General features: G+C 55.7%; 13 protein-coding genes. 10 read left to right on the top strand and 3 right to left on the bottom strand.

What is annotated here, in order from left to right; all coding sequences use genetic code 11:
* Positions 1 to 235: 235 nt before the first annotated feature.
* The 10 genes from flhB (at position 236) to CAP31_RS06990 (ending at position 11,270) form a co-directional block, all read left to right on the top strand.
* Positions 236 to 1,408: a flagellar biosynthesis protein FlhB gene (gene flhB, locus CAP31_RS06945; protein ID WP_087446870.1), complete on the top strand. Its 1,173-nt coding sequence runs from the start codon at positions 236 to 238 to the stop codon at positions 1,406 to 1,408.
* Positions 1,405 to 3,486 (top strand): flagellar biosynthesis protein FlhA, encoded by a 2,082-nt coding sequence (gene flhA, locus CAP31_RS06950; protein ID WP_087446871.1) that lies wholly within the window; start codon positions 1,405 to 1,407, stop codon positions 3,484 to 3,486. The genes flhB and flhA overlap by 4 nt, the downstream gene beginning before the upstream one ends.
* Complete coding sequence (gene flhF, locus CAP31_RS06955) at positions 3,483 to 4,793, top strand: flagellar biosynthesis protein FlhF (protein WP_087446872.1); 1,311 nt, start codon at positions 3,483 to 3,485, stop codon at positions 4,791 to 4,793. The genes flhA and flhF overlap by 4 nt, the downstream gene beginning before the upstream one ends.
* The gene (locus CAP31_RS06960) at positions 4,786 to 5,568 is read left to right on the top strand and encodes an antiactivator of flagellar biosynthesis FleN protein (protein ID WP_087446873.1); all 783 of its coding nucleotides are present in this window, start codon (positions 4,786 to 4,788) and stop codon (positions 5,566 to 5,568) included. Before flhF ends, CAP31_RS06960 begins: the two co-directional genes overlap by 8 nt.
* A 9-nt stretch (positions 5,569 to 5,577) precedes the next feature.
* Positions 5,578 to 6,309 carry an RNA polymerase sigma factor FliA gene (locus CAP31_RS06965; RefSeq protein WP_087446874.1) on the top strand — a complete coding sequence of 244 codons (732 nt, stop codon included), beginning with the start codon at positions 5,578 to 5,580 and terminating at the stop codon, positions 6,307 to 6,309.
* Positions 6,291 to 7,031 (top strand): flagellar motor protein, encoded by a 741-nt coding sequence (locus CAP31_RS06970; protein ID WP_087446875.1) that lies wholly within the window; start codon positions 6,291 to 6,293, stop codon positions 7,029 to 7,031. Before CAP31_RS06965 ends, CAP31_RS06970 begins: the two co-directional genes overlap by 19 nt.
* Positions 7,032 to 7,045: 14 nt before the next feature.
* Complete coding sequence (gene motD / locus CAP31_RS06975; protein WP_087446876.1) at positions 7,046 to 7,804, top strand: flagellar motor protein MotD; 759 nt, start codon at positions 7,046 to 7,048, stop codon at positions 7,802 to 7,804.
* Between the two features lie 116 nt (positions 7,805 to 7,920).
* Positions 7,921 to 9,486, top strand: a complete 1,566-nt coding sequence (locus CAP31_RS06980; RefSeq protein WP_087446877.1) for a DNA mismatch repair protein MutS — start codon at positions 7,921 to 7,923, stop codon at positions 9,484 to 9,486.
* A 52-nt stretch (positions 9,487 to 9,538) separates the two neighbouring features.
* Complete coding sequence (gene rlmM, locus CAP31_RS06985) at positions 9,539 to 10,615, top strand: 23S rRNA (cytidine(2498)-2'-O)-methyltransferase RlmM (RefSeq protein ID WP_223247406.1); 1,077 nt, start codon at positions 9,539 to 9,541, stop codon at positions 10,613 to 10,615.
* Positions 10,616 to 10,652: 37 nt separating this feature from the next.
* Complete coding sequence (locus CAP31_RS06990) at positions 10,653 to 11,270, top strand: DUF2238 domain-containing protein (RefSeq protein WP_087446878.1); 618 nt, start codon at positions 10,653 to 10,655, stop codon at positions 11,268 to 11,270.
* Here the strand turns inward: CAP31_RS06990 and CAP31_RS06995 are convergent.
* From CAP31_RS06995 to CAP31_RS07005, 3 genes are all read right to left on the bottom strand, one after another.
* Complete coding sequence (locus CAP31_RS06995; RefSeq protein ID WP_087446879.1) at positions 11,253 to 12,878, bottom strand: glycosyltransferase family 39 protein; 1,626 nt, start codon at positions 12,876 to 12,878, stop codon at positions 11,253 to 11,255. The two genes, CAP31_RS06990 and CAP31_RS06995, sit on opposite strands and share 18 nt — an antisense overlap.
* 3 nt (positions 12,879 to 12,881) lie before the next feature.
* Positions 12,882 to 13,781, bottom strand: coding sequence for a polysaccharide deacetylase family protein (locus tag CAP31_RS07000; RefSeq protein WP_087446880.1), 900 nt, complete (start codon positions 13,779 to 13,781; stop codon positions 12,882 to 12,884).
* Positions 13,782 to 13,855: 74 nt separating this feature from the next.
* On the bottom strand, positions 13,856 to 14,899 hold the full coding sequence (locus CAP31_RS07005; protein WP_087446881.1) for a bifunctional UDP-4-keto-pentose/UDP-xylose synthase: 1,044 nt from the start codon (positions 14,897 to 14,899) through the stop codon (positions 13,856 to 13,858).
* Positions 14,900 to 14,913: the final 14 nt, after the last annotated feature.

A 14,913-nucleotide genomic window follows, 5' to 3' on the forward strand; every position in this document is an offset into this window, starting at 1 on the left:
TTGGCGTGTGGTTTCTGCGCACATAAACCTGAACGAAAATAGTTTGGGTTTGCCTGCGACTGCAATTAGCAAATGACTGTGCCGTACTGACAATATTTCAATTCAAGACCCGCTGCATTCGGAAAAGCAGGGGTTTTACGGTCTTATTCGGTCGATGCTTAACTGACTTTTTCGTCAATAATCGAAACTGTGTAATCCGTCTTTGTGTGAGACGGGTGTTCAGGAGCAATGAGCGATGGCTGAAGATAGCGATCTTGAGAAAACGGAACAGGCCACACCCCAGCGACTTGAAAAGGCGCGGGAAGAGGGCGATGTGCCGCGTTCGCGCGAATTGGCTACCTTCACCGGGTTGCTGGCTGCAGGGAGCGGCATCTGGCTATCCGGGGATCATCTGGTACGGCAACTGGAAACCATACTGATTTCCGGCATGTCGTTCGAGCGTGCACAGGCCTTTGATTTTGCTATGGTTTACTCGCGAATGGGGAAAAATCTGAGCGATTTGCTACTGGCATTTGCACCGCTGGCAGGATTGCTGATTGCGGTAGCAATCCTGTCGCCAGCGTTAATCGGGGGCTGGCTGTTCAGTACCAAGGCATTGGTGCCGAAATTTACGCGCATGAATCCAATCAAGGGATTGAGCAATCTGGTATCGACCCATGCGTTGGTGGAACTAATAAAAGCAATCGGCAAATCAGCGCTGGTCGGTGTGGTGGCATGGATGGTCGTTGTTCATGAACAGGATGCTGTGTTCTCGCTGAGTGTCGAGTCCATCCATGAAAGCACAACCCATCTGGGTGCATTGTTATGGTTTGCATTTATTTCGATGACCGGCGCGCTGGGTCTGATTGTGCTGATCGATGCGCCTTATCAGATGTGGAATTACGCCAAGAAATTGAAGATGACGCGCGAAGAAGTGCGGCAGGAAGCCAAGGAATCCGAAGGCGATCCTCAAGTCAAGGCCCGTATCCGGGCGCAGCAACGTGAAATGGCGCGTCGCCGGATGATGGCGGAGGTGCCGACCGCCGATGTGGTGGTCACCAACCCCACGCACTATGCCGTAGCGCTCAAGTATGCGGACGGCGCGATGGGTGCCCCTATCGTTGTAGCGAAAGGCGCCGACGAAGTTGCCGCCAAAATCCGCGAACTGGCCGCCGAGCATCGCATTCCCACTCTGGAAGCGCCGCCATTGGCACGTGCGCTGTATCGCCACGCCGAGCTGGGCACCGAGATCCCTGAAGCGCTTTATACTGCCGTCGCCGAAATCCTGGCTTATGTATTTCAGCTGCGCGCCTATCGCCAGCGCGGCGGTGTTGCACCGACCATTCCGAGCGATATCGAGGTGCCGCCTGAACTTGACCCACTGAATCCGGCGGCAACCGCAAAGCCCGCTAATGGAGATATGCAATGAACGATTTCAAACTTCCGGCCTGGTTGGCTGTACCCGGTGGTGCAGTACTGGTCGCACCGATCATCATCATCGTCATGCTGTCGATGATGGTGCTGCCGTTGCCGCCGTTCATTCTGGATATCTTCTTCAGCTTCAATATCGCGCTGTCGATTATTGTCTTGCTCACCAGCCTGTATACCGTCAAGCCGCTGGATTTCATCGTGTTCCCGACGGTTCTGCTGGTCAGCACCATGCTGCGCCTGTCGCTTAACGTGGCTTCCACCCGTGTGGTGCTGACTGAAGGCCACACCGGCCCTGACGCTGCGGGCAAGGTGATCGAGGCTTTCGGCCATTTCCTGATCGGCGGCAATTACACGGTCGGTATCGTGGTGTTCATTATTCTGACCATCATCAATTTCATGGTTGTGACCAAGGGCGCAGGACGTATTGCCGAGGTCGGCGCACGTTTTACCCTGGATGCGATGCCGGGCAAGCAGATGGCGATTGACGCCGATCTGAATGCGGGCCTGATCGGCGAACAGGAAGCACGTCTGCGCCGTACCGAAGTCGCTCAGGAAGCCGAATTCTACGGCGCGATGGACGGTGCCAGCAAATATGTGCGAGGCGATGCTGTTGCCGGCATCATGGTGACTATCATCAATATCATCGGCGGCCTGATCGTCGGTATGGTGCAGCACGATTTGAGCTTCGATGTCGCGATCAAGAATTACACCTTGCTGGCAATCGGTGACGGTCTGGTGGCACAGATTCCTTCCCTGATCATTTCTACCGCAGCAGGTATCGTCGTATCCCGCGTGGCCAGCGATCAGGATATCGGCGGCCAATTGCTGGGCCAGCTCTTTGCCAAGCCGGTGGTGCTGTTTATCGCTGCCGGCATCATCGGCGGCATGGGCGTGATCCCGGGCATGCCGCATCTCGCTTTCATCATGCTGGCTGCGGTTTTGGCTGGCGGGGCGTATACCTTGACGCAGAAAGCCAAACTGGCGGCCACCGCAGCTGAACCCGAAGTGCCGGCTGTTTCTCTGGAAATGGAAGAAGCTACCTGGAAGGACATCATGCCGGTTGATACGCTGGGCCTGGAAGTCGGCTACCGCCTGATTCCGCTGGTGGACAAGATGCAAGGCGGCGAACTGCTGCGCCGCATCAAGGGGCTACGCAAAAAATTCGCGCAGGAGATCGGCTTTCTGCCGCCTTCCGTGCACATACGCGACAATCTGGAGCTCAAGCCGTCCGGTTACCGCATTACGCTAAAAGACGTCGAGGTCGGCAGCGGCGAATCGCATACCGGACAGTTCCTTGCCATCAATCCCGGCGTAGTCAGCGGCACCTTGCCGGGAACGACCACCACCGACCCTGCCTTTGGCCTACCGGCCATCTGGATAGAAAGCAATCTGCGCGATCAGGCGCAGGCGATGGGCTATACCGTGGTGGACGCCGGTACTGTGATCGCGACGCACCTCAATCACCTGATCACACAGCATGCCGCTGAATTGCTCGGTCGTCAGGAAGTGCAGCTGCTGCTGGATCATCTCGCCAGCGAGTCGCCCAAGCTGATCGAGGATCTGGTGCCGAAACTGTTGTCGTTGTCGTCATTGCAGAAAGTGTTGCAGAACCTGTTGAGCGAAGGCGTACATATCCGTGACATGCGTACCATCATCGAAACGCTGGCTGAACATGCCGTACGCATCCAGGACACCAACGAATTGACCGCCATGGTGCGCATTGCGCTGGGCCGTGCGATCGTTCAGCAGATCTACCCCGGCGCGCAGGAATTACCTGTCATGGCGCTGGATAACCGTCTGGAGCGTTTGCTGATGCAGGCAATACAGGCGAGTGGCCCTGAAGGCGCAGGCATAGAGCCCGGGCTGGCTGACACGCTGGCTACACAGGCTGATCTGGCGACCCGTCAGCAGGAGAAAATGGGTCTGCCGCCGGTTTTATTGGTTCCCAATTCATTGCGTGCCTTGTTGTCACGTTTTTTACACCGCGCGATTCCACAATTGAAAGTATTGTCGCATTCGGAAATTCCCGACTCTAAAACGATTAGAGTCACCAGTCTGGTTGGAGGCCAAGCATGAACGTACAAAAATTTATAGCCAGCAATTCCCGTGAGGCATTGCGCCAGGTGCGCGATGTATTGGGTGCTGACGCAGTGATCCTGTCCAACCGCAACGTAGCGGGTGGGGTCGAGATCATGGCGCTGGCCGGGGATGATATCGCCTCGCTGGTATCGCCTTCAGTCGAAAGGGAAGCGGAACCCAAGGCTGCGCTGATGGCGCTGGATACCGCGCCGAGGCCACAAAAAACCGTATCGCGCCGCAATCAGGCCGAGGATCTGGCCAATGCCCTGCAAACCGCACGGGCACCGGCTGCCATCGTCAAAACAGGCAAACCGGCAAAACCTGTCGCCTCGCAGGAGCTGGATGAAGTCATGAATGAAATTCGCGCCATGCGCGGTATGCTCGAAGCACAGTTAAGCGAAATCGCCTGGGGCACGATGCAGAATCGCGAGCCTTTCCGTGCTGACATCATGCGCGAATTGCTGTCGACCGGCTTTAGCGCCAGCCTGTCGCGCCATTTGACCGAGAACCTGCCTGAAGTCAAAACTGCGGAAGACGGCATGCACTGGGTCAAATCGGTACTGTCACGCAATCTGAACGTGATAAGCAATGAAAACGAGATCCTCGAAAAAGGCGGCGTATTCGCGCTGGTCGGACCGACCGGCGTAGGCAAGACCACGACTACCGCCAAACTCGCAGCACGCTGTGTCATGCGCCATGGCGCGAACAAGCTGGCATTGATCACCACTGACGGCTATCGTATCGGCGGCCATGAGCAATTGCGTATCTATGGCAAAATTCTTGGCGTGATGGTGCATTCCGTCAAGGACGAGAGCGATTTGCGCATCGCGCTGGAAGAACTCAAGGGTAAACATACCGTGCTGATCGACACCGTTGGCATGAATCAGCGCGACCAGATGGTGGCGGAACAGGTCGCAATGCTGTCCGGCGCCGGTGCGCCGGTCAAGCGTTTGTTGTGCCTGAATGCGACTTCGACCGGTGAAACCCTGAGCGAAGTGGTGCGTGCCTATCAAGGCTCCGGATTGGCCGGCTGCATTATTACCAAGCTTGACGAAGCGGCTACCATGGGCAATGTGCTTGATGTGATCATCCGCCAGAAACTGAATTTGTATTATGTCGCCAATGGCCAGCGCGTTCCTGAAGACTTGCATATCCTCGGCCGCGAAGCCATGATTGATCGCGCTTTCAGATTAAAACGCGATTCCGCGGCATTCCAGTTCCAGGATGATGAATTGTCCCTGGTGGTCGCCAATGCGGTGCGTGCGAACCAGGACAAGACTTTACGCGAGGTGAATCTTGGCTAATTTCAATATCGATCAGGCGGAAGGGCTGCGGCGCATGCTGGCCGGACCCAGACCGCGCATAGTGACATTATTGTCCGTACTGGGTACCGCGGAAAAAAATGCCATGTTAACCAATTTGACCGCCTCGCTCGCACATCTGGGTAGCGATGCCTTGCTGGTAGACGCTCGCCGCACCGATGGGGTTGGCATGCATCTGGGGCGTATGCGCAGGAATGGCTTGCTGGAAGTGGCGAGACAGCAATGCGCGTTGAATGAAGTCATTCAGTCCGCGCCACAAGGCTTCAGCTTTGCCGCGATGATAGGCCGACAGGTTGCTTCTATTCATGACAACGCCGCCGACAATCACCGTTTGTCCAATATCTTCAATGTACTGGCGCAACAATACGGCACCATGGTGGTTGATGCCGAACTGGATGCCGAAGACCGGCTGCCCGTCACCGCAATGGCGGAAGGGGAGATTGTCGTGCACATCACCACGAGCGCGGAATCCATCAAGGCCGGTTACAGTCTGATCAAGCGCCTGCAGGCAAATCTGGGGCGGCGTTCATTCGGAGTGCTGGTTACGCATGCAGATGAAGCCCAGGCACAGCTGGTTTATGCTAATCTTGCACAAACGGCAAGTCGTTATTTGGCAGTGCCGCTACATTTTATGGGGTCGATTCCCGCTGATGATCATTTGAGTCGCGCAGCGCGATTGGGGCGTTCGGTGATAGACGCATTTCCGATGGCCTTGGCCTCAGTGGCATTCAGACGAATTGCAGGACAATTGGGCTAATCTTGAAATATGTACACCGTTAACGGAAAAACAGATAAAAATCAACTGCTCACGGAACATGCACCACTGGTAAAACGCCTGGCATACCAGCTCAAAGCGAAACTGCCGCCCAGCGTCGAAGTGGACGATTTGATTCAGGCCGGCATGATGGGATTGCTTGATGCAGTCAATCGCTATGAAGAATCTCACGGCGCACAGTTTGAAACTTATGCCGTGCAGCGCGTGCGCGGCGCGATGCTGGACGAGTTGCGCAGCACCGACTGGCTGCCGCGCAGCTTGCGGCAGAGCATGCGCAAGATCGAAGTTGCGATGTCGGCATTGCAACAGAAACTAGGGCGTATGCCTACAGAACTGGAAGTTGCCAAATCCATGAAAATGTCACTGGCGGAATATCAGGGCATGCTGACCGAAGGCAGCGGCCACCAGCTGGTCTACTACGAGGATTATCATGACGATGAAGATCATGACAGTTTTCTCGACCGCTTTTGTTCCGACCTGTCCGGTGATCCGCTTGTGGGCTTGCTGCAGGACGATTTCAAGGATGCGCTGATAGATGCGATCGACAGTCTGCCCGAGCGTGAGAAGATACTGATGGGTTTGTATTATGAGCAGGAATTGAACCTCAAGGAAATCGGCGCGGTGATGGGCGTTTCCGAATCCCGTGTATGTCAATTACATAGCCAAGCCGTTGCCCGCATCCGCGCGAGCCTGAGAGGACAATTGTGGACTGGGGCAGCTTAATTGGCGTTGCGCTGGCATTAGCCGGCGTATTGAGCGCACATATGCTCGATGGCGGGCGTATCGGTTCGCTGTTGCAGCCGGCAGCCTTCACGATCGTGTTCATCGGTACATTAGGCGCGGTGCTGTTGCAGACCAGACTGCCGGTTTTTATTCGCGGTATCAGGATGTTACGCTGGGTATTCAAACCACCGCAGGATAATCGGCAAGCGTTGGCCAGGGACATCAATTTGTGGAGTCATGCCGCGCGCCGCGAAGGTTTCCTGAGCCTGGAAACGTACATGCGATCCAATCGCGATCCTTTTACCGTCAAGGGGTTGCGGCTCATCATTGATGGCATTGATCCGATCAAGCTAAGAGAGATACTGGAAGCGGAGACCTATGCTTTTGAAGTCGAACAGCGCCAGGCAGTCAAAATCTGGGAAGCAGCCGGCGGCTATTCGCCGACCATCGGCATTCTCGGAGCCGTGCTGGGCCTGATTCATGTGATGGAAAATCTGTCCGATCCGACCAAGCTGGGCGGCGGTATCGCAGTTGCTTTTGTCGCGACTATCTACGGCGTTGGTTTTGCCAACCTGATCTTTTTACCGGTCTCCAATCGTCTCAAATCGATTGTCACTCAGGCGATCAGCCAGCAGGAAATGATTACGGAGGCATTGCTGGCAATCGCCACCGGGGAAAATCCGCGCGTCATCGAAGAACGTCTTGCGGCTTATTTAAGATAACCCCTCGAGATATCATGGCGCGCAAGCAATTACATGAAGAACACGACAATCTCGACCGCTGGCTGGTGTCGTATGCTGATTTCATCACCTTGCTATTCGCATTTTTCGTGGTGATGTATGCGATATCAGCCGTCAATGAGGGCAAATACCGGGTGTTGTCCGATGCCCTGGGCAGCGCTTTCGGATTTGCCGGTGAGCAGGCCAGGGATGCCAAAAAATCGAAATCCGGTTCGCCATTGAGCAGGGCTCATGTAAGCGCGATCGTGCATGAGGAAAGCGGGCTGATGACGAATATCGCCAACAGCATTCTGCAATCGTTGTCGCCGCTGGTGAAAGAAGGCAAAGTCCGTGTCACTCAGAGCGCGCGCGGGGTCAATGTGGAAATCAACGCGAGCCTGCTGTTTGCGCCCGGAGACGCCAGACTGACCGACGAATCACGCAAGGCCTTGCAGGCGATCGCCGCCGTGCTCAAGGATCAGCGCAACGACCTGGAAATCGACGGTTATACCGATGATGTTCCCATCAGTAACCCGCTGTTTCCATCAAACTGGGAATTATCGGCCGTGCGGGCGAGCAGTGTGGCCCGCGAATTCATTGCCAGCGGCATTGCCGAAAATCGGCTGATGGTAGTTGGCTACGGTTCGAACAGGCCTATCATGCCCAACGACAGCAGTGAAAACCGCGCCAGGAACCGGCGCGTCGAGGTGGTGATCCTGTCCTCATTACCCGAAGCCACCAAAGAAATATCGATGACCACCAAACCCGTCAATTGATGTTTTTTAACTTCAATTTGGACTGGAGGGCGACTGTTCATCCCAGGCCGGACAAAGGCCGCATTTGTATTACCACCGCATGTTTGTTACGATTTTGATTTTTGAGCTGACGGTTTATGCAAAGTGATTTAAAGGCACTGGAATTTGATGGCATACGGCGAATCCTGGAACGACTGACATTTTCGCCCTATGGGGCTGATGCAGCCAGGAATCTTGAACCGGCACCGGATTTGTCGATCGCCAGACAAATGCAAGCAGGTGTCAGTGCCGCCCGGCAGATAGTGGATGCTTATCTGATGCCGCGCCTGCAGAACGTGCCCGATATTCGTGCCGCATTGCGCCAGGCCAATCAGGCAGGCGCCGCGTTGCCTGCAAGCGCGCTGCACAACCTGCGCATGATTATGCAGATTGGCCTGACCTTGCGCGATCTGGTAGCCAATCATCCTGATTTGTATTCCCAGATTCACACATTAAAGGCTCCTGCCACTCTGGTCGAAGCGCTCGACAAGACCATCAATCCGGCGGGGCGCTTGCGCGAGGATGCGACACCCGAGCTGGACGGTCTGCACAAGCAGTTCAATCAGGTGCAAACCGCGCTGGAAGCGCAACTCAAGGCTTTGATGCTATCGCCTGAAAACGCGGGTTTCTTCGATGAAAACAGCCGCGTTCAGTGGCATGGCATGCGCGCGGTGCTGGCAGTCCGCACTATCCATGCAGACAAACTCAAGGGCGTACGTCGCGGTTCCAGCGGTGGCGGGCGAGATACCCTGATCGAGCCGATAGAAGCCGTTGCGCATAACAATCGCCTGGAAACGCTGAATGGCCAGATCGAAGGCCAGAATCAGATCGTATTGCGCGCTGTCACCGATACCGTACGCGAACATCTGGACGACCTGAACCAGCTGGTCGATGCCATTACCTGGATAGATCTGGCGCTGGCTGCCGGCCAGTTTTCTGCCGCGATGAATGCAATGCCGCCGCAGCTGGTAGATAAGCCGTGCGTGGTATTGCAACAGGCTTATCATCCGCAACTATTACTGCAATTCCAGGAAAAGAACATCCCCAAACTGGTGCCGCTGGACATCGATCTTGGCGGCAAGCAGTCGATGATGGTGATTACCGGACCGAATACAGGCGGCAAGACCGTCGTACTCAAAACCGTCGGCCTGCTGGTGACCATGGCGCACTGCGGCTTGCATGTGCCTGCTGAAGGCAATTGCATCATCGGCAATTTCAATCGCGTGATCGTGGATGTGGGTGACAAGCAAAGCCTGCATAACCATCTGTCGACCTTTGCCGGGCATGTCGAAGTACTGAAGAGGCTGCTGGCGGAAGCCGACGACCGTACGCTGGTGCTGATGGATGAACTCGGCACGGGAACCGACCCTGAAGAGGGCGCTTCGCTGGCAATGGCGGTACTGGACGAGCTCGCCATCCGCAAAGTGCATGGCATCGTCACTACCCATCTCACACCGCTCAAGGCGTTTGCCGACCAGCATCCTTATCTGAGCAATGCATCCATGCGTTTCGATTACGCCACCTTGTCACCCACCTATCAACTGGAATTCGGTCAGCCCGGCAAATCCCTGGGGCTGATTATCGCTGAAAAGAACGGTTTGCCTTCCGATCTGATTAGTCATGCGCAGAAGTATCTGCAAACGATACAAGCAGATAGGGCCTAACCCGGCTTGAATAGCAGTTATACTGTCGCCTTTCCGGAAATAGGTAGTTGTCATGAGCCAGATGAATGCGTTGTTGTTATATTGTCGCGCAGGGTTTGAAAAGGAGTGCGCGGCTGAAATCATGGCGAATGCGGCTGAACTGGGTGTGCACGGTTACGTAAAAGCTGCGGAAGGCAGCGCATGGGTGCTGTTTCAGGCTCAATCTTCCGATGAAATCGAACTGCTGACCACGCATCTGCCGTTCTACAAACAGATTTTCGCACGTCAGTGGATACGCGTTGCGCCATTACTGGAGAATCTGCCGGAAGGCGACCGCCTGAGCGCAGTTCGCGAGCTGGTTGCCGAACTGGCGCCGCGCTATAGCGACGTTTGGGTGGAAACGCCGGATACCGATGCGGCCAAGACCCGGCTGGGATTCTGCCGCCGCTTTACCAAGCCGCTCACTGCTGCGCTGGAGAAAAAACGCCAGTTGGTACCGGGCAGCCCGGCGCCGCGTCTGCATGTGTGTTTTGTCGCCGACGATGCAGCGTTCGTCGGCGTGATGGAAGCGGAAAACTCCTCACCTTGGTTTATGGGAATCCCGCGCGTGCGCGTCGGCAAGGATGCGCCGAGCCGTTCGGCGGGCAAGCTGGCGGAAGCCTTGATGGTGATGGTACCGGAAGATCGCGCCAACGAACTGAAGCCAGGCATGCGCGCGGTCGATCTGGGTGCGGCGCCGGGCGGCTGGTCATGGGTGCTGGCACAACGCGGCATACGGGTGACAGCGGTCGATAACGGCCCGATGGCCGCAACTGCGATGGCTACTGAAATGATCGAGCATGTGCGCAGTGATGGTTTCAGTTATCGTCCACATCATCCGGTGAACTGGCTGGTATGCGACATGGTGGAAAGCCCGTCGCGTATCGCCCAGCTCGTCGCCGAATGGATCGCCCGCGGCCATGCTCGTCATGCGATTTTCAATCTCAAATTACCCATGAAGAAACGTCTCGATGAAGTGCGCCGCTGTGAAGCCATCATCGAAGCGCGCCTGGAACGCGAAGATATCGCTTACACAATTGAAATCAAGCAGCTATACCATGACCGGGAAGAAGTCACGGTATGCTTGATGCGGGATAAACAGAACCGCTGAATCCGATTCCCATCATCCGGTACTTCATTGAAAAGTCATGATTGATTTGCGCGTGAGTTTGTTGGGGATGGTATTGCTGGTTCTGGCATGGTCGGGCATACAGCCGCGTGACACCTTCACCTGGCTGCTGGAGGTCATGCCGGTCCTGATTGTACTGCCGCTATTGCTGATTACCCGCAACCGTTTCCCGCTCACGCCGTTAAGCTATACGCTGATTGCGATTCACGCCATTATTCTGATGATAGGCGGACATTACACCTACGCCGAAGTGCCTTGGTTTGACTGGCTACGCGATACATTTGAATTGTCCCGGAATCATTACGATAGAGTCGGTCATCTGGCGCAGGGCTTCGTGCCCGCCATTATCGCCCGTGAAATCCTGCTGCGCACCACGGCTTTGCGTCCGGGCAAGATGCTGTTTTTTCTGGTGGTGTGCGTGTGCATGGCGATCAGCGCGAGCTATGAAATCATCGAGTGGCTGGTAGCGGCGTCGAGCGGTAGCGATGCGGTGGCGTTTCTTGCCACGCAGGGTGATGTCTGGGATACGCAGAAAGATATGCTGTTTGCGCTGGTCGGCAGCATTGCGGCGTTATTGCTGCTATCGCGCAAACATAACCATCAGTTGCGGCGCTTCGATTCAACGCTGCACGTATAACCAGAACCGTTCTTCATCATCGCCGGGACGTGCACCGTCCCATGCCAGCTGCCAATTGCCGGCAAGATCATGCGGCGGCTGCTTGGTCCAACCATCGATAAGCAGCACGTCGCAATCCGCATCGGGATGCAGCTCGCGGCGCCGGGTGAGTATGCCCAGATAATATTCCAGCATGGGGCGGGTGGATTCGCCCAGCCCCTGGCTGGCTATGCAGCGGTATCTGGCGGGTAGATGCGGCTGCATTGCCATGTATACGCTACGGTAACTTTTGGCGTTATCGACCCACGGCAGCCAGAGCGTGGCAAACAGTATCCAGAACAAGGTAATGCCGCTGGCCAGACTGACCACGGCCCGGCTACTGAGCCGCGGCAGCCAGCGCCATGCAGCCAGATAGGCGCAGGTAGCCATTACAGCGATAGTGACCGCCACAGGCTGCAGCGGCATGACGAAGTCCATCGGCAGACCGCGTGCGAGCAGATGCCAGGCCGGTGGTCTACCGGTGAATATCATCATTCCCCACACATACCAGCTGATGATGGCCAGCGGCGTGAACAGCAGGCGGGCAAAATAATCGGTATAGCGGTTCAGGCATTCAGGCAGGACATTGATTGCCGGTACGGCAAGTATGGTCAGACTGATCAGCATCGGCAAGCCGTACGCCGTACGCGCGGATGCCGATACCTGCATGACCAGAAAATACACTGCAAAGGCGATCAACCCATATTGCAACGGCGCGCTCTGGCGTAACTGGTGACGTTGCTGCCACAGGCTGATGATGGCCAGCGGCAGCACCGGAAAGGCGAACCACGGCAGGGTCCTGGGCCAGAACCAGGGCGAGTTGTCTGCACCCAGTTGCGGCACCGAAAAACCGAGAAAACGCCCTACATTATTCAGCCAGAACCATACGTAAAACAGCTCCGGCGAGCGTAGATAAAGCGCGATCGGCCAGATCAGCAGCCAGGGCAGGGCGACCACGCCGGCAATGAGCAGCGTCAGCATAAACTCTCGACGGCGCCAATTGACGAACAGCAGGGGAAGCAGGACAGCCGTAACCCCCAAGGCGCCCGGCACCAGCAGGCCTTTGGAAAGAAAGCCGATGCCGGCACCGATGCCCAGCCACCAGCCTGCCAGCAACGGACGACGCAGGCTTAAGGCGAAGCCGTAGCTGGCAATGGCAAAACCGGTCAGCATCGGCACATCGGTAATCATGATATGGCTCTCGAACAGCAAGCCAAAACTGGCAATGAGCGCGATGACGGCATAACGGCCATTGCCGTTACCCCACCACAGTCTGGCAGTAAGCCCGGTAAACAGCAGGGTCAATGCGCTAAACAATCCGGTTGCAAGCCGGGCACCGTCATGCAACGGTAGCCAGCCGCTGTTGAGTTGGGCGGAAATGGCCGCAACCCAGTAATACAGCGGCGGTTTTTCCAGGAACGGTTCGCCGGCGACTTGCGGCACTATCCAGTCACCGCTTTGCAGCATGTGATAAACCATGCCGAAAATGTAGGTTTCGTCCTGCTTCCACGGCTCATGCCCGATCAGGCCGGGCAGCAGATAGGCCAGCGCCAGCGTAAAGACGAAAACAAACGGAATTTGAGCGCGCATGAATTAGCTGGATTGCAACGCGAGCTTGCCTGAGCGTCCCGGAATCTCGCCTTGTATCACACGTTCTTCAGGGAGCCTGCTGCTGTCCAGCGCGGCATAATAATCGGCGAGGCTGACCAATCGATAGCCCTGCTGTTTCCAGCCGCTGAGCAGTTGCTCAAAAATGGGCGCGAGCTTCTGGCCTTCAAGCTCGGCGTGCAGGGTGTAGACATGCCCGTAAGGCCGCTCGTCGGCCGTCATTTTCAAAATCGCATCGGCAACATTGTGCGTATCGATGCCGTCGGTACCGATAATCTCATCCAGCGTGGGCAGAGTGGTAGGCAGCTGTGCGCAACTGGTTTCGCCGTTGGCAAGCACCGGTATGAACGGATGCGTGCCGCGGGAATCCGAGGCATAGGTCATTTCCCATTGCTTCTCTTGCAGGTAGGCAGCATCGTTCATTTGCCAGCCTGCCGCGCAATGGGTAGTCGGAATAGTGCCGAACACCTCCAGATAGCGCCGATAGGCTTTATCCATTTCACGCTGCGTCCAGGCTGGGGTTTGCCGGGCAACGTTATCCTGCCATTTGACATGATCATAAGTGTGGATGCCAGTCTCGAAACCGGCAGCGGCGACATCACGCAGTATCGGCGCGCATTTGCGACCGATATCAGGACCGGGCAGCAGCGTGCCGTAAAGCAGTGTTTTCAGTCCGTAGTGTTCCAGCACCGAGGTACGCGATACCTTTTTCATGAAACCGGGACGCAATGCGCGACGCACTGCACGTCCGGTATGGTCAGGGCCGAGGCTGAACAGGAATGTCGCCCCTGCGCCATGACGTATCAGCATATTCACTAATTGCGGCACGCCTTCGCGCGTGCCGCGATAAGTGTCCACATCGATTTTGAGTGCGAGTAGGCGCATGTTGGATTTTTGTAAGGTGATGCGGAATGGATGGTACGGACAAGGCTTGTTGTCCGTACCATGAGTGGGAGAGATTAGTCCATTAATGCGCGAGCGGCAGAAACCTGTCCGCGGTACGCATCGAACACGTGCTGCAATGCCTGCTCCATGGTGTATTCAGGCTTCCAGGACAGATCCTGCATGGTGTTGTCGATTTTCGGCACGCGGTTCTGCACGTCCTGATAGCCTTTGCCGTAATACGCTGCAGAAGTGGTTTCCACGATATTCACCTTGGCGGCGGTATCGCTATATTCAGGGTATTTCTTAGCCAGCGCCAGCATCATGGTCGCCAAATCGCGGATGGAATGATTGTTACTTGGATTACCGATGTTGTAGATCTGACCCGAAGCAACGCCATCCTTGTTCTCGATAATCTTCATCAACGCGGAAATGCCGTCGTTGATATCGGTGAAGGCACGTTTCTGATTGCCGCCATCGACCAGCTTGATGTCTTCACCGCGCACGATATGTCCGAGGAACTGGCTGATAACGCGCGAGCTGCCTTCCTTCGGTGTATGGATACTGTCAAGACCAGGGCCGATCCAGTTGAACGGACGGAACAAGGTGAAATCCAGTTCGCCCTTCATGCCATAAGCCCAGATCACACGATCCATCAGCTGCTTGGAGCAGGAATAGATCCAGCGCGGCTTGTTGATAGGGCCCAGTACCAGTTCCGAATTTTCCGGATCGAACTGCTCGTCATGGCACATGCCGTAAACTTCGGAGGTGGACGGAAACAGGATGCGTTTACGGTACTTCACACACTGACGCACGATAGGCAGATTGGCTTCGAAATCGAGTTCAAATACGCGTAACGGGTCGTTGACATAGGTTGCAGGTGTAGCAATTGCTACCAGCGGCAGGATCACATCGCATTTCTTGACGTGGTATTCAATCCATTCCTTGTTGATGGTGATGTCGCCTTCAAAGAAATGGAAGCGCGGATTGCCGGAAAATTCAGCAACTTTATCCTGCATCATGTCCATGCCGTAGACTTCCCAGTCAGTGGTTTCCAGAATGCGCTTGGACAAGTGGTGACCGATAAAACCGTTAACACCCAAAATGAGGATTTTTTTCATGAAAGTCTCTTGGT

This window comes from Sulfuriferula sp. AH1 (assembly GCF_002162035.1).
Lineage (GTDB): Bacteria > Pseudomonadota > Gammaproteobacteria > Burkholderiales > Sulfuriferulaceae > Sulfuriferula.

Coding starts and splice junctions, on each gene's coding strand:
- flhB (WP_087446870.1), top strand. CDS start 236: ATGGCTGAAGATAGCGATCTTGAGAAAACGGAACAGGCCACACCCCAG.
- flhA (WP_087446871.1), top strand. CDS start 1,405: ATGAACGATTTCAAACTTCCGGCCTGGTTGGCTGTACCCGGTGGTGCA.
- flhF (WP_087446872.1), top strand. CDS start 3,483: ATGAACGTACAAAAATTTATAGCCAGCAATTCCCGTGAGGCATTGCGC.
- CAP31_RS06965 (WP_087446874.1), top strand. CDS start 5,578: ATGTACACCGTTAACGGAAAAACAGATAAAAATCAACTGCTCACGGAA.
- motD (WP_087446876.1), top strand. CDS start 7,046: ATGGCGCGCAAGCAATTACATGAAGAACACGACAATCTCGACCGCTGG.
- CAP31_RS06980 (WP_087446877.1), top strand. CDS start 7,921: ATGCAAAGTGATTTAAAGGCACTGGAATTTGATGGCATACGGCGAATC.
- rlmM (WP_223247406.1), top strand. CDS start 9,539: ATGAGCCAGATGAATGCGTTGTTGTTATATTGTCGCGCAGGGTTTGAA.
- CAP31_RS06990 (WP_087446878.1), top strand. CDS start 10,653: ATGATTGATTTGCGCGTGAGTTTGTTGGGGATGGTATTGCTGGTTCTG.
- CAP31_RS06995 (WP_087446879.1), bottom strand. CDS start 12,878: ATGCGCGCTCAAATTCCGTTTGTTTTCGTCTTTACGCTGGCGCTGGCC.
- CAP31_RS07000 (WP_087446880.1), bottom strand. CDS start 13,781: ATGCGCCTACTCGCACTCAAAATCGATGTGGACACTTATCGCGGCACG.
- CAP31_RS07005 (WP_087446881.1), bottom strand. CDS start 14,899: ATGAAAAAAATCCTCATTTTGGGTGTTAACGGTTTTATCGGTCACCAC.